Source organism: Aquirufa sp. ROCK2-A2 (genome assembly GCF_054558485.1).
Genome location: NZ_JBPXKA010000003.1, coordinates 38,751 through 54,481, shown reverse-complemented (window position 1 = coordinate 54,481; position 15,731 = coordinate 38,751). Strand labels below are relative to the sequence as shown.

General features: G+C 32.6%; 13 protein-coding genes. 6 read left to right on the top strand and 7 right to left on the bottom strand.

The genetic code is table 11. The features are described 5' to 3' along the window. Position 1: 1 nt before the first annotated feature. From V7S76_RS05715 to V7S76_RS05705, 3 genes are read right to left on the bottom strand one after another with little or no spacing between them, the layout of a single operon-like run. Positions 2-1,216, bottom strand: a complete 1,215-nt coding sequence (locus V7S76_RS05715; protein ID WP_459509101.1) for a saccharopine dehydrogenase family protein — start codon at positions 1,214-1,216, stop codon at positions 2-4. A gap of 57 nt (positions 1,217-1,273) precedes the next feature. Next, positions 1,274-1,807, bottom strand: coding sequence for a C40 family peptidase (locus tag V7S76_RS05710; protein ID WP_459509100.1), 534 nt, complete (start codon positions 1,805-1,807; stop codon positions 1,274-1,276). Further along, the gene (locus V7S76_RS05705; RefSeq protein ID WP_459509099.1) at positions 1,800-5,141 is read right to left on the bottom strand and encodes a UvrD-helicase domain-containing protein; all 3,342 of its coding nucleotides are present in this window, start codon (positions 5,139-5,141) and stop codon (positions 1,800-1,802) included. Before V7S76_RS05705 ends, V7S76_RS05710 begins: the two co-directional genes overlap by 8 nt. A 99-nt stretch (positions 5,142-5,240) precedes the next feature. Here V7S76_RS05705 and V7S76_RS05700 point away from each other — a divergent pair, with 99 nt between their 5' ends. Genes V7S76_RS05700 through V7S76_RS05685 form a run of 4 tightly spaced genes read left to right on the top strand, consistent with a single transcriptional unit; the run spans position 5,241 to position 11,006 of the window. Further along, the gene (locus V7S76_RS05700; RefSeq protein ID WP_459509098.1) at positions 5,241-6,890 is read left to right on the top strand and encodes a CTP synthase; all 1,650 of its coding nucleotides are present in this window, start codon (positions 5,241-5,243) and stop codon (positions 6,888-6,890) included. Between the two features lie 11 nt (positions 6,891-6,901). Continuing rightward, positions 6,902-8,722, top strand: coding sequence for a membrane protein insertase YidC (gene yidC, locus V7S76_RS05695; RefSeq protein ID WP_459509097.1), 1,821 nt, complete (start codon positions 6,902-6,904; stop codon positions 8,720-8,722). Between the two features lie 8 nt (positions 8,723-8,730). Beyond that, the gene (hemL, locus tag V7S76_RS05690; RefSeq protein ID WP_459509096.1) at positions 8,731-10,020 is read left to right on the top strand and encodes a glutamate-1-semialdehyde 2,1-aminomutase; all 1,290 of its coding nucleotides are present in this window, start codon (positions 8,731-8,733) and stop codon (positions 10,018-10,020) included. 5 nt (positions 10,021-10,025) lie between these two features. Next, positions 10,026-11,006 (top strand): glycosyltransferase family 2 protein, encoded by a 981-nt coding sequence (locus tag V7S76_RS05685; protein ID WP_459509095.1) that lies wholly within the window; start codon positions 10,026-10,028, stop codon positions 11,004-11,006. Here the strand turns inward: V7S76_RS05685 and rfaD are convergent. Then, positions 10,987-11,952 carry an ADP-glyceromanno-heptose 6-epimerase gene (gene rfaD / locus V7S76_RS05680; protein ID WP_459509094.1) on the bottom strand — a complete coding sequence of 322 codons (966 nt, stop codon included), beginning with the start codon at positions 11,950-11,952 and terminating at the stop codon, positions 10,987-10,989. The genes V7S76_RS05685 and rfaD overlap by 20 nt on opposite strands. 121 nt (positions 11,953-12,073) lie before the next feature. On the opposite strand from rfaD, the gene V7S76_RS05675 reads away from it, so the two are divergent. Beyond that, on the top strand, positions 12,074-12,493 hold the full coding sequence (locus V7S76_RS05675) for a 6-pyruvoyl trahydropterin synthase family protein (protein ID WP_459509093.1): 420 nt from the start codon (positions 12,074-12,076) through the stop codon (positions 12,491-12,493). 5 nt (positions 12,494-12,498) lie between these two features. Next, positions 12,499-13,593, top strand: coding sequence for a lipid-A-disaccharide synthase (lpxB, locus tag V7S76_RS05670; RefSeq protein WP_459509092.1), 1,095 nt, complete (start codon positions 12,499-12,501; stop codon positions 13,591-13,593). Here lpxB and V7S76_RS05665 read toward each other — a convergent pair. From V7S76_RS05665 to V7S76_RS05655, 3 genes are read right to left on the bottom strand one after another with little or no spacing between them, the layout of a single operon-like run. Continuing rightward, positions 13,581-14,141, bottom strand: a complete 561-nt coding sequence (locus V7S76_RS05665; RefSeq protein ID WP_459509091.1) for a 1-acyl-sn-glycerol-3-phosphate acyltransferase — start codon at positions 14,139-14,141, stop codon at positions 13,581-13,583. The two genes, lpxB and V7S76_RS05665, sit on opposite strands and share 13 nt — an antisense overlap. After that, positions 14,135-14,770: an HAD family hydrolase gene (locus tag V7S76_RS05660; RefSeq protein WP_459509090.1), complete on the bottom strand. Its 636-nt coding sequence runs from the start codon at positions 14,768-14,770 to the stop codon at positions 14,135-14,137. Before V7S76_RS05660 ends, V7S76_RS05665 begins: the two co-directional genes overlap by 7 nt. Then, positions 14,771-15,727: an acetyl-CoA carboxylase carboxyltransferase subunit alpha gene (locus V7S76_RS05655; RefSeq protein ID WP_459509089.1), complete on the bottom strand. Its 957-nt coding sequence runs from the start codon at positions 15,725-15,727 to the stop codon at positions 14,771-14,773. Positions 15,728-15,731 lie beyond the last annotated feature (4 nt).

Below are 15,731 nucleotides of genomic sequence, written 5' to 3'. Positions count from 1 at the left end.
ATTAATATTCATGAGGTAATTCCCCATTGATTTCTTCATTCCAAGGTAGTCCATGAATATTTAATAAATCCATAAATGGATCTGGATTAAATTCTTCAACATTGTAAACGCCTGATTGAAACCATTCTCCTGTAATCATCAAAGATGCTCCAATCATAGCTGGCACACCTGTTGTATAACTAACACCTTGAGCTTGAACTTCTTTATAGCATTCAGCGTGGTGACAATTGTTATAAACGTAATAAGTTACTTCTTCCCCATCTTTGATTCCTTTAATTTGACAACCAATAGAAGTTTGTCCAGAATAATTTTCACCTAAAGTACCAGGCTCAGGCAATACAGCTTTTAAAAATTCCAAAGGAACAATGTCCATGCCATTGAATTTAATAGGCTGAATGGAGGTCATCCCAACATTTTGTAAAACCTCTAAATGAGTCAAATAAGCCTGACCAAATGTCATCCAAAAACGAGCTCTTTTTAAAGTTGGGAAGTTTTTTGTTAAGGATTCTAATTCTTCGTGGTATAAAACATAGGACTCTTTTGGTCCGATATTTGGGTAATTGATTGGTTTATGAATGGACATAGGTTCAATTTCAATCCACTCCCCATTTTCCCAATATTTTCCTTTTTGGGTAATTTCACGAATATTAATTTCAGGATTAAAGTTAGTAGCGAATGCTTTTCCATGATCTCCTGCATTACAATCGATAATATCCAAATAATGCATTTCATCGAAATAATGCTTATTTGCAAATGCCGTATAAACCCCTGTTACTCCTGGGTCAAATCCACAACCCAATAAAGCCATTAAACCAGCTTTTTTGAATTTTTCTTGATACGCCCATTGCCATGAATATTCAAACTTAGCAACATCCTTTGGTTCGTAATTTGCCGTGTCTAAATAATGAACACCTGATTCTAAACAAGCATCCATGATGGTTAAATCTTGGTAAGGCAAAGCTACATTTATCACCAAAAATGGCTTTTCTGTATTAAATAATTGAACCAATTCTGGAACATTGTCTGCATCTACTTTCCGAGTTTGTATAACAGTAGGTAAGCCAATGGACTTAGCTTCATTTGCGATAGCATCACATTTTGATAATGTTCTAGATGCTAATATGATTTCTGAAAAGAATTCAGGATTCATTGCGCATTTTTTTGCAACAACATTACCTACACCACCTGCTCCAATGATAATTATTTTTTTTCCCATATCTAATTTTAAAAAACGAATGCAAAAATACGACAAGTATTAAACAATATCACAACCTTATTTTGAATTATTTTTATAGGGCCGTATCACTTTAATTACCTTATTAAACCAATATTTATTCATAATGTTATCTTCTCTCACACCTTTCGAAGTGCTAGCATGTATAAATTGAATATTTAGTCCTTCTTTTGACGAACTTACAATACCTGCATGATTAATGATTGTATTAGATCCTGTCGCAAAAAATATCCAATCTCCTTTTTGTGCTTGATTGATTGGAATTGTTAATCCATAGTTTGCTTGTTCATTAGCGATTCTAGGAATAAGAAAATTGGAATTTTGATAAATTCTAAATAATAAACCAGAACAGTCCATCCCTTTTTGATCACTTCCACCAACCCGATAAGGTGTCCCTGTGTATTTTAACGCATTTTTGACAATTTGATTGACTTCATCCAAGGAATAAAAAGAATCTTCTAATTTGGCATGTAAACCCAAAGAATATTTAACATTTTGCCAAAGCTGACAGGAATTAAATAAACAAAGCACTCCAATTAAAAAGATGATTTTTGGTAGATAACTTCTAAACATAGACGATTTCCTGACTTTCTAAGTAGATGATAATACCTAATGAATTTTCATAGCCCATCGATTGAAGAGCGCTAACGTATTTTTTGACTTGTACATGATGATTATCGCTTTTCTTGCCCGTTTTAAAGTCAATAATAATGGTCTCTTCATCGAATCTCACCACTCTATCTGGACGAATAATTTCACCATTAGGACAAAGAATATCTTGCTCTGCAAATAATAATTCGCCCTTTTGAAAATATTTATTGATTTCCGGGTTTTTTAAAGCAGAAATAATGGTGTTTTCAAATTCCATAAAATCATTGGAAGTCGGAATTGCTATAGTTTCCATGGAGTCTACTTTGGATAAAATTAAATGCGCCAATTCACCTTTCTTACGTTTATTTGCTGCTTTGGAGAATAATTCATTTTTAGTAGAACTAATTCTTAAGCCAGGCTTTTTCTCTAATCTAGGTTCCAATGAAATTAGTTTTAGATGGGCGCTTGATTTTCGAGTAAAATGGTTGGCTTTTTTAACCTCCTTATTCATCAAATAGTAGGAAGTATATTCATTATAATCTGTTAGAAAATGTTGATCGACTTCCTTTTTATTGGCATTTTGTTCAATAAAATCAACTAATATTTTACCTATTGAATTCTTATAAAATGTCTTTGTTGTGGTAGTGATTTCTTCGGAAACTTTTGTCACTAAAATATGTAATTGTTGTTTAGGTCGCGTAGTTGCCACATAAAGCATATTTAGCGAGTCCAAGAAAATCGCATTTAACTCAATTTTCTTCTGACTAGTTAAATATTCCGATTCTTCAAAAAACTTATTCCTAATTTTAAGGTAAAACTTATTTAATGGTCCTTTTTCTTCGATGAATAATTCATCAAACTGGCCTTCTTGAGTAATATCAAACCATATTTCTTCCTGACTTGCTTGATGAGTCCAAGAAGCAAAAGGTAAAATTACCACGGGGTATTCCAAACCTTTCGATTTATGGATACTTGAAATGGTTATCGCATTTTGATCATCAGGACTAGCAATACTAAGGTTGGATTTATTTTCTTCATAGAACTCTAGGAAATCGGATATTGTATCTGATTTCATTAAAGCAAATTCATTAACGATATCTAAGTATTTTAATAAATAATCTTGAGATTCTGATTTATGAAAAAGATTAAATTTTCCAATTAAAGCATAACTAATATTAACTATTGAATTGGAAGAAAAATCAATATTTGAAAGGTCAGTTTGACCTTGTTGAATAAATTGAAAAGCTTTTTGCAAATAACTAACATTGGAATCTTTCTTAAACTCTTCCAATAGCTCAAATTTTAAAGAAATTTGGTTAATGTCAGCATTGATGAACATCAGTTCATGAAAAATCAATTCAGAATTGGGTTGGTTAATTAATTTTAAAAAAGAAATTAAAAATGTCACAATAGGTGAATAGTGAACTAGCAAAGAATCTGCTGAAATAACGGGAATATTTCTTTCTTTCAATTGCAAGGCTAAATAATTGGCATCTTTATTTTTTCGAGTTAAAATAGCAATGTCCTTAAATTGAAAATTTTTCTGTTCAACATTTAAGCGAATCAAATTCAATACTTGTTGAAGCATCCAATCTGACTCTATTTGAGCATTTTCGATGCTTGAAAGGTTCTTTTCTAAAACAAGAAAATCCACCTGACCGGGTAATTTTTCTTCAGGTATTTCCGGTTTTTGAATTAAATTTTGACCATAAACGGGTTTTAGAAGGTCACTGCAAGCAATAAATTCTTCTTGGTTAGAAATCCAAGAATAGAATTGATTATTAAAATCTACAATTTCCTTCGAACTACGATAATTGCTTTCTAGGTTATTGGTTTCTGTTTGGTTAATCAAGTAGCTAAATCGTTCTTGATCTAGTTCGTTATTGGATAATTTATGCGAAACTAAATCTTTGTTTTGAGATGACAAACTAGCAATTAGGCCTACCTCTCCACTTCTGAATTTATAAATGGATTGTTTTGCATCTCCAACGAGAAGATTTTTTTTATGAATAGAAACAGCATTTTCAATCAAAGGCATAAAATTTTGCCATTGTAAAATAGAGGTATCTTGAAATTCATCAATTAAAATATGAAAATATCGGTCCCCTAATTTTTCATAAATAAATGGAACAGGATCATTTGATATTACTTCATATATTTTTCGAGAAAATTCAGAAATAGAAATACTTGAATTTTCATTTTGATATTCTTTTAACTCATTTTGGACACTACTTAATAATGCCATTTTTTTCAAATCCTTTTTAATTAAAGCAAACAATTGGTGTTGGTAAGAAACTTGTTGGTAAGTTTCTACAAATTGTTGTCCAATAGAACTGAGAGAATTGGAAATGGAATCTATTTGTGATTTTGTCAAAGAATCTACCTTAGCTCCAGCCCAGCTATTATTCTCACAAGCTTTCAATAGATTGGCAAATTTGTTTGATTCAATTTTGGGATCCAATACAAATTTTTTAAAATAGGCAACTGGTCCACGTTCTCCGTATGTGAATACATTAACAGGTAAAAGACTTTTATTTATCTCTTGATTGAATTCTTCAGCAAGTTTGAGAAGTGTGGTTAAATGATCTTTCAAGGTCTGACCCACCTTTGATTCGATTTGATTAAAATCGAATATCGAAAATTTTGTGATATCCTTTTCTACATGAAAGAAACTCTCACTAAAACATATCCTAAAAAAGTCTTGTAATGATTTTCGTAATTGATTCCAATTTTTACCCTCTTCGACTTCATTTTGAGCGAAGGATAATATTAATTCTCGTAATTGAGCATCACCGTTTTCATTTACTTTATCTAAAATGCGATCAATTAATTGATTGATCAACATTTTTGTATCAATAATGACGTCAAATTGATTTGGAAGATCTAATTCATCAACAAAACTTGAACTGAGTCTTTGTACAAATGAATCAATGGTCATCACAGAAAACAATCCATAATCTTGAAGAATCTGTTGTAAAGTTATTTGTGCCCTTAAAATGATATCATTTTGTGTCAAAACAACACCTTCTATTTCTAATTCTGCTTTTATTTTGGAAATAATTTGCAGAAAATCATTTTTTTCAGATTCATTAAAAGTGTTAAAATTAGGGCCAGATGAAATACCTGTTAAGAAATAAATAATTCTGGTTCGCATCTCTTCCGCCGCCTTAATGGTGAAGGTAACAGCTAAAATACGTCTAAAATACCCTTTTGGCTCAAGTTCGAGGAGAGCTAATTTAATATATTCTAATGTCAGACGGTAGGTTTTACCAGATCCTGCTGAAGCAGAAAATAGTTTGAGGGCTTTGGAATTCATGAAATTCTAATAAGAATGCAAGATAAAATAAAAATAGGATTAATTCGATATGGCTTTTATTCGTATCTTTGTTTCCCGTAATCAAATAACTAAAATTCGATGTCTGCTAAAGGGACGACCAAAAAAGCCAAATACATTTTTGTTACGGGAGGAGTAACAAGTTCACTAGGAAAAGGTATCATCGCCTCATCACTTGCCAAGTTGCTTCAAGCACGTGGCTTGACGTGTACCATTCAAAAATTTGACCCTTATATCAATATAGATCCAGGAACTCTGAATCCTTATGAACATGGTGAATGTTATGTAACCAATGATGGTGCAGAAACTGATTTAGACCTTGGTCACTATGAGCGATTTTTAAATTCTCCAACGAGTCAGGCTAATAATATTACAACAGGAAGAATTTACCACAATGTGATTACGAAAGAAAGAAAAGGTGATTATTTGGGTAAAACGGTTCAAGTTGTACCCCATATCACGGATGAAATCAAACGTAATATTTTGTTATTGGGTGATACCGGAAAGTTTGATATTGTTATTACTGAAATTGGTGGTTGTGTGGGTGATATTGAATCATTGCCTTTTATTGAAGCAGCTAGACAATTGAAATGGGATTTAGGGGAAAAAAATACTCTATTTATTCACCTAACATTAATTCCATATTTAGCTTCAGCAGGAGAATTAAAAACCAAGCCTACGCAACATTCGGTTAAAACTTTATCAGAATCAGGAATTCAGCCGGATATTTTAGTTTGTCGCACAGAGCACCCTCTTCCTCAAGAAATGCGTCGTAAAATCGGCCTTTTTTGCAATGTTACTGAACAAGACGTTATTGAAGCAAGAGATGCGGAAACGATTTATGATGTTCCTCTTTTAATGAAAGAAGAGCGTTTGGATAGTAGAGTTTTATATAAATTAGATATTTATAACGATAAGGATTCTAATTTGACGAATTGGAAAAACTTTTTAACCCGACTTAAAAATCCCAAATTTGAAATCACAGTGGGTTTAATTGGAAAATATGTTGAATTAAAAGATTCCTATAAATCGATTGCTGAAGCATTTATCCACGCTGGTGTAGCAAATGAGATAAAAGTTAATGTCAAATGGATATCATCTGAAACAGCTGAAGATCAAAATATTGAAGAATTACTTTCAGGTTTGGATGGTATTTTAGTTGCTCCAGGTTTTGGAGAACGTGGTATTCAAGGGAAAATTAATGCTGTTAAATACGCTAGAGAAAATAATATTCCATTTTTGGGAATTTGTTTAGGTATGCAATGCGCAGTGATTGAATTTGCAAGAAATGTAATTGGATTAGAAGATGCCCATTCCTTTGAAATGAATCCTGAAACAAGTCATCCCGTCATTGATATTATGGAATCTCAAAAGGCTATTTCTGAAAAAGGTGGTACAATGCGATTGGGTGCTTATCCTTGTAAAATTGAAAAAGGTACTTTAGCTCATAAAATTTATGGGAAAACATCCATTCAGGAAAGACATAGACATCGTTATGAATTCAATAATAATTATTTGAACGATTATAAAAATGCTGGAATGACCTTATCAGGAATTAATCCAGATTCGGAGTTAATTGAGATCATTGAATTAAATAATCATCCATTTTTTATTGGTGTACAATTCCACCCAGAATATAAATCAACGGTAGAATCACCTTCACCTTTATTTGTGCAATTTGTTAAGGCTGCGTATCAACATGCAGTGCCAATTTTAAAAAATAATAAATAATAATACTTCTTATGGATAAGAATTCGGTAACAGGAATAGTATTAATAATGGGAATGCTTTTAGGGTACCAATATTTTTTTGGTTCTCAAGATCCTGTGGTAAAAGAAAATGTTAAAGCAAAAGTAGAACAAACTAGCAAAACGAAAGTAATTGCAAATCAAGCAAGCAATATAGTTGCAGCCGATTCAAGTCAACTTAATTTTAAAGAGGAACAATACACACTTGAAAACAATGATATTAAAATTATTTTTTCCAATAAAGGTGGTAAAATTGTATCCGTTCAATTAAAGAATTATTTCAGTTACCAAAATTATTCGAATAAGGTTAAACAAGGCTTATTTTTATTTGATTCGAAGAAAGATGCATTTGAAGTTGAAATACCTACCCTTCAACGAAAAGTTAAGTTAGGGGAATTAAATTATACATCACAAGGTGTTAAATCCAATCAAATTTCTTTTGAAAGCGTTTTGCCAAGTGGAGAAATCATCAAACAATTTTATACGCTTAGTAATTCAGGTTACGAATTAACTTATTCTTTGGATGCTAAATCATTGGCTGGTAAATTGGCGGGCACTGAATATACCATACATTGGAAAGAAAATATTACTCAAAGTGAGAAGGATATTGCAGAGGAAAGAAAAGCGACAATTAATTATTTAATTCAAGAAGATGAAGAATTTGATAATTTAACTGAGAATCCTAGTTCCATTGAAAATGAAAATCTATCCAATAAATTAGCTTGGGTTAGTTTCAAAAAGAAATATTTTGTGAGTGGTTTAATACCTCAAGGTTTTTCTATTTCAAAAGCAAATTTAACTAGTACGCCTAACCTGAATGATACGGTAAACATCAAAACATTGGATGCTCAATTGGTTTTACCCAACCAAAATTTGATTCAAGGCGTTGCTAATTTTAAATTCTATTTCGGTCCTAACGATTATTCCATCGTTAAGCATGTAGCGCCTGCCTTTGGTAAAAATGTTAAGTTAAGTTATGATTTCCTTTTACCATTGACAAAGTATATTTATGTTCCTCTTTTCGATTTTTTAGAGAGTTTATTCTCCAACTATGGTTTATTGATTATTGTATTAGTTTTAATCATTAAATCTGCCTTATTACCTCTTACTTATAAGTCTTATGTTTCTATGGCTAAAACGAGAATTTTAGCTCCTGAAATAGCGGCCATCAAAGAGAAAATAGGTGATGATGCTGCGAAAGTTCAACAAGAGACAATGAAACTTTACAGTGAAGTGGGTGTCAATCCTTTGAGTGGATGTATTCCTGTTCTCGCTACCATGCCCATTTTAATGGCCGTATTCTTGTTATTCCCTAATTTAATCAATCTACGACAAGAATCTTTTTTATGGTCAAACGATTTGTCAACCTATGATTCGTTCATCAATCTGCCATTTACGATTCCTTTTTATGGTTCACATGTCAGTCTTTTTTGTTTATTAATGACCGTTTCTCAATTAGCTTATGGTTATTATAATAATCAAATAACACCCGACCAGCCAGGTCAACCTATTGACATGAAAAAAATGGCTTATATCACTCCTGTGATTTTCATGTTCGTAATGAACTCCTTCCCTGCTGGATTAAGTTTCTATTATTTTATTTCCAATTTGGTAACTATCGGACAACAATTGGCAATTAGAAAATTTGTAGATGAAGACAAAATCAAATTGATTTTAGATGACAATCGAAAGAAAATTGCTGCTGGTGGTGGTGCTAAAAAATCCAAGTTCTCTCAATATCTTCAAACGCAGATGAAGGCCATGGAAGAGAATCAGAAAAATGCAGCTAATTCTTCGAATAAAAAGAAAAAATAATTCATTCCATGAGTCATTTAAGTAATTCCTATTTTGAAAGAGCTAAAAAGGTCATTCCTGGTGGAGTAAATTCCCCTGTTAGAGCTTTTAAATCCGTTGGAGGTTCTCCCGTATTTATCAAATCTGCCAAAGGTCCATACTTACATGATGTAGATGGAAATACCTATCTAGATTTGATAGGTTCTTGGGGTCCAATGTTGTTCGGGCACGCACATCCAATCATTGAAAATGCTTTAAAGGAAGCTATTCCAAATGGTTTTTCTTTTGGAGCACCTACATTTAATGAAATATTAATTGCTGAAAAAATCATTTCAATGGTACCCTCTATTGAAAAGGTTCGACTCGTTAATTCAGGAACTGAGGCTACCATGGCTGCTATTCGTTTAGCTAGGGCTTATACCAAAAAAGATAAAATCATTAAGTTTGAAGGTTGTTATCATGGGCATGGTGATTCGTTTTTAATTGCTGCAGGTTCTGGTGTGGCTACTTTAGGTACTCCTGATAGTCCAGGTGTAACAAAAGCAACTGCCAATGATACCTTAACCGCGATTTACAATAATGTAGAATCTTTAATACGATTATTTGAAGCTAACCCTAATCAAATTGCAGCGGTGATCATTGAACCTGTTGTAGGTAATATGGGATTGGTCTTACCCAATGATGGCTATTTAGAAACTATTCAGAATTTATGTCGCAAATTCAACAGTCTTTTAATTTTTGATGAGGTAATGACAGGTTTTCGTCTTTCACCTGCTGGATATCAAGGGCTAACAAATGTTCAACCGGATCTTACCACCTTAGGTAAAATTATTGGAGGTGGACTACCTGTGGGGGCTTATGGAGGGAGAGAAGAGATAATGAATATGATTGCTCCCAACGGACCAGTTTATCAGGCTGGAACCTTGTCAGGTAATCCTTTAGCAACATCCGCTGGTTTGGCCATGTTAAACCTGATCACAGAAAATCCCCAAATTTATTCTGAATTAGAAAAAAAAGGAGCTTATCTTAAAATTGAAATGGAAAAGCAATTGAAAGAATTCAATTTAAACTTTACCATTAATCAAATTGGTTCGATGTTTACTTTGTTCTTTACAGATAAGAAGGTTCAAAATTTTGATGATGCCAAAAGTTCAGATACATCAAAATTTGGAAAATATTTCCATTCCATGTTGAAGCAAGGAATTTATTTACCTCCCTCCCAATATGAATCTTGGTTCTTATCCACTGCCTTAGAAGATATTCACTTGGATCAAATATTAGAAGCTAGTCGAGTAGCATTGAAATCAATTCATAATTAGACCTCATGAAGAATCTTTTCTTTAGCGTCGTTATTCCTGTATATAATCGCCCTAACGAATTAGATGAATTGTTGGAATGCTTAGCCAAGCAAAATTATACAAATTTTGAAGTTGTTATCGTGGAAGATGGATCAACTATTGATTCAAAATTAATCGTTGAAAAATATACTCCATTTTTAACCATTCAATATTACGTAAAAGAAAATGCTGGACAAGGTTTTGCTAGAAATGATGCATTTAAACTGGCAAAAGGTGATTTTTTCATTGTATTGGATTCAGATGCATTAATTGAATCTAATTATCTTCATTCTGTTAATGTTGGTATACAACGTGATCATTTGGACCTGTTTGGAGGTCCTGACAAAGACCATCCTTCCTTCACCTATATCCAAAAGGCTATTAGTTTCAGTATGACTAGTTTTTTTACTACTGGAGGAATTAGGGGCAAAAGCAAAAATTTAGGAGGACAATTTCATCCAAGAAGTTTTAATATGGGTTTATCTAGATCTGTTTGGGAAAAAACCAAGGGTTTTGTGATAACCCGAATGGGTGAAGATATCGAATTTAGTATTCGTTGTATCGCAAATGGATTTAAATCCGGATTATTGCCAGAAGCTTTTATTTATCATAAAAGAAGAACTTCTTTCGGTCAATTTTATAAACAATTGCATTTTTTTGGCCGCGCTAGAATCAATATTAGCCGTTTTTACCCCTCTGAACTAAAAATAGTCCACTTTTTTCCTCTTGCCTATTTTCTTTTCTTTTGGAACACCATTTTTATCAATATAATAGATGTTAATTTAGGCCTGTACCTAAGTTCATTATTATTGATTTATTGGATTCTCTTATTTTTAGACGGATTATATCAAACCAAAAATATCATTGTAGCATTTTTGGGTATAATTGCAGCCAATATTCAATTATTGGCCTATGGAAAGGGATTTCTAGAAGAAGGTATACAGAAACTTACCAATACAAATCCTTAGCAAGATAATTTTGTACATAATCTTTCACTCCTTCTTCCAACGTATAAAATTCTTTCGTATAACCTATTGATCTTAATTTAGCCATGTTGGCTTGTGTATAATACTGGTATTTATCTCTAATGTCTAAAGGTGTATCAATATATCCAATTTGAACAGGTTTATTCAAAGCATGAAAAGTTGATTTGGCTAAATCATTGAATGATCGAGCTTTTCCTGTACCTAAATTATAGATTCCTGAATTCTTGCGGTGTTCCATCAAAAATATGCAAACATCAATAAGGTCTTTCACATAAATAAAATCTCTCAATTGTTCTCCATCTAAATAATTGGGATTGTGAGAACGGAATAAATTAATGCTGCCTTTTTCCTTAATTTGACGAAAGGCATGAATAATTACGGATGCCATTCTACCTTTATGGTATTCATTGGGACCATATACATTAAAGAACTTTAATCCTGCCCAAAAGAAGGGCTTATCTTTTTGTTCCAATGCCCAGATGTCAAAATCATTTTTCGAGTCGCCATATGGATTTAAAGGTTTTAATTGGGGGATTGTAGCTTCATTGTCATCATACCCCAACTCACCTAAACCATAAGTAGCAGCAGACGATGCATAAACCAATGGAATCTGATATTGAATACACTTTTCCCAAACCTTTTTGGAATAATTAACATTTAAATCATCAAAAATCGATTTATCAAATTCGGTCGTGTCTGTCCTTGCTCCTATGTGAAAGAAAAATTCAACCTCTCTATAATTAATATCTAACCAATCAAAAAACGAATCACGTGCAACTTGCTCCTTCATCTTTTTACCAACCAAATTCTTATTCTTTGCTTCATTTGAGAAATCATCCACAGCAATTATGTAATTAAAATTCAGTTCATTTAATTTTTGGATTAAACAACTTCCAATAAATCCAGCAGCGCCTGTTACAATTATCATGATTCTTTCGATTAAGGTTACAAATTTAATGAGAATACCAATAGGTTTACCTAACTTTGTGAAATTATAGAAACTCTGCTAATGTTTTCCCAGAGATTCCTTCACTTTTAAACTGAAAACAATGGTTTACGTAATCCGAAAGGAACATTTTAATGCAGCGCATCGACTGTATAATCCCAATTGGTCTGAAGAAAAAAACGAACAGGTTTTTGGCCCTTGTGCAAATAAAAATTGGCATGGACATAATTTCGAATTAATTGTAACTGTAAAAGGTGTACCCGATCCTGACACTGGATTTGTTTATGATTTAAAAGAATTGGGTGATTTAATCAAGAAAGAAATAATAGAAAAAGTTGATCACAAAAATTTGAATTTGGATGTTGACTTTATGCTAGGTAAGTTAGCTAGTTGTGAAATACTTGTCATGGAGTTTTGGAACATTTTAGCACCTAGAATTCAAGAAAGTTCAAAAACGGCTATATTACACAAGATTCATTTAATTGAAACCAATAAAAATTCAGTCGAATACTTCGGAGAATAATCAATATGAAATATTTCATTCTTGCTGGAGAAAAATCAGGCGATTTGCATGGAAGCAATTTAATCAAACAGATTAAGAAAATTGATTCTAATGCTATCATAAAGGCTTGGGGAGGCGATGGAATGAAAGATGAAGGAGCTGAAATTCTTATTCATCATTCTGAATTATCCATTATGGGTATTATTGGTGTGCTACGTAATATCAAGCGGTTAAAAGGATTATTTCATTTATTCACACAAAATATTCAAGAGTTTCAGCCGGATACAATCATTTTTATTGATTATGGTGGCTTTAATTTAAAAGCGGCTAAAATTGCTAAAGAAAATGGATTCCACACTCAATTCTATATTGCTCCAAAAGTTTGGGCATGGAATAAAAGCCGAATAAAAACGATCAAAAAATGGATCGACGAATTATATGTCATATTTCCATTTGAGGAGAAATTATTTCAAGATGCAGGAATATCAACTCATTATGTAGGTAATCCATTAAATGATTCCATTCGACAATTTGTTCCCAATGGGGGTTTTGTTTTGGATAATGATTTAGATCCCAATTATATTGCTTTACTTCCTGGAAGTAGAAAACAGGAAGTAAATGTTGCAATGCCCATTTTTAAAGCATTGCAAGATCAGAATCCAAACTTGAAATTTGTAGTTGCGGGGCTTAATGAATATGAATCATTGTATCATGGATTCAAGGTTATCTATCATCAAACCTATGACGTGCTGAATTTTTCGCGTTGTGCAGTGGTTACCTCTGGCACAGCGACACTAGAAACAGCCTTACTTTCAATTCCGCAAGTGGTAGTTTATAAAACGGATTGGTTATTTTATACCTTGGCTAAATTATTGATTAAAATAAAATACATTTCATTGGTTAATATTATTTTAGATAAAGCAGCTGTCCCTGAATTAATTCAATCAGACTTTAATTCTGTTGCTATTAAAAATCAATTAGACGCCTTAATCCCCGATTCAACGACTAGAACCAATCAGTTAATTCATTATTCTAACTTACACCAAATCATTGGCGACAATACTGCCTCTCAGAAAGCGGCAGAACTGATGTGTGAATTTGCTCGTAATTACTGTAAATAATTTTTTATCCAAGATTTTTGTACGCCGGGTATTGATTGAAAATAGCTTGCGATTACTTTTTTATCTATTTCAAAATCTCCACAGGGATAAAAAGCATCATTGACCACAATAAGTTTATTGACATAGTCGAATCCTACCATAATGATGGGAACTTTAGCCTGAACGGCTATGTAATAAAAACCTGTTTTCAATTCTTGAACATCTTTTCTAGTTCCTTCTGGTGCTAAAACAGCATGAAAACTGGACTTAGTATGGTAAATATCCACAATAGCGGAAACCAAATTGGTATTTTTGGAACGATCAACTGGATAGCCCCCTAATTTTTTAAATAACCATCCAAATGCCCCGTTAAATAATTCTTGTTTTCCCCAAAAGTATATTTTTTTCCGAAGCAACGATCTTGCCCCTAATCCAACGGGAAAATCTACCCAACTTGCATGTGGACATACAATTACAATGCTTTTTTGTAGATCAAGAGGGATATTACCTTGTAATTTCCAACCAGTAATTTTGAAAATAAAATTAAATACAGGATTAAACATTAGCATAAGCTAGCCAGTTTTTGATTTATTTCATTGATTGAATTTAATGGCTCTTTTATATGAACTGCATCTATTCCTATTTGGATTGCAGCTAATATATTAGACTCATTATCATCAAAAAATAATAATTCAGATGGAAGAATATTTATCTCATTTAATACATAGTGGTAAATCTTTTCATCTGGTTTAACCAAACCTATTTCATACGAAAAAAATACTTTATCGAATAAACCAAACAAGGATTCCTTATTGGGGCCTAATGGTATTTGAGTAAAGATTTCAGCATGAATTTCGCTTGTATTACTTAATAAGTAAATGGAGAATTTGGACTTTAATTTTTTCAACCAATCATAAACTCCTTCATGGAAATCTAACAGCAACGCATTAAATGCAGCGTCAAATTGATGATCATCGCATGACAATGCTAACTCAGATATTAAAAACTTTCTAAATTCGGAAGAGGTTTGCAATCCTGATTCGTAGGATTGCCAAAGCGACTTTTGGGTAATGAATTGCTTAATTTCTTCCTTGTGGTACTTGACAGATAATTCAGCAAAAGCTTGATATGTTTTATCTAAATCGATGGGTAATAAGACATTACCTAAATCAAACAATAAAGATTTAGATGCTTTCATTTATTCGACTACTACTCCCATGTTACCAAACTTCTCAATTCTATTTAAAATTCTCGTTTGAGGATCCATTTTAACAAGGTCCGCCAATTCTTTTTTAACAACTTCTTTAATGATAGCTGCCGCTTGATCCGCATCTAAATGTGCGCCACCCAATGGTTCAGGAACAATTCCATCAATCAAACCATTTTTCAACATATCATTGGCCGTCAATTTTAAAGCTTCTGCAGCTTGTTCTTTGTAATTCCAACTTCTCCATAAAATAGAAGAACATGATTCAGGAGAAATGACAGAATACCAAGTATTCTCCATCATCAAAACCTTATCGCCTACTGCAATTCCTAAGGCTCCACCAGATGCACCTTCTCCAATAATGATACAAATAACAGGAACTTTCAACATAAACATATCCCGAATGTTTCGAGCAATAGCTTCCCCCTGCCCTCTCTCTTCTGCTTCTAAGCCAGGAAATGCACCTGGAGTATCAATGAAGCAAATGACAGGTTTATTGAATTTTTCTGCCATTTTCATTAATCGTAGCGCTTTGCGATAACCTTCGGGATTTGGCATACCAAAATTACGATATTGTCTTTGTTTGGTATTTCTACCTTTTTGTTGTCCAATAAACATAACTGAAAATTCATCATCTATGTTACCAAAACCACCTACCATTGCTTTGTCATCAGCTACAGATCTGTCACCATGAATTTCAATAAATTCGGTACATATTTTTTCGATGTAATCAAAGGTATAAGGACGATCTGGGTGTCTAGATAATTGAACACGCTGCCAGCGAGTTAAATTAGAAAAGGTTTCCTGTTTCAATTCAATAATTTTTTCTGTCAATGATTTAACAGCTTCAGTTACATCCACATTATTTTCAATGGCCAATTTTCGCATTTCAATCAACTTGTCCTCTAATTCCGCTATTGGCTTTTCAAATTCTAATAATGTTTTCATATAG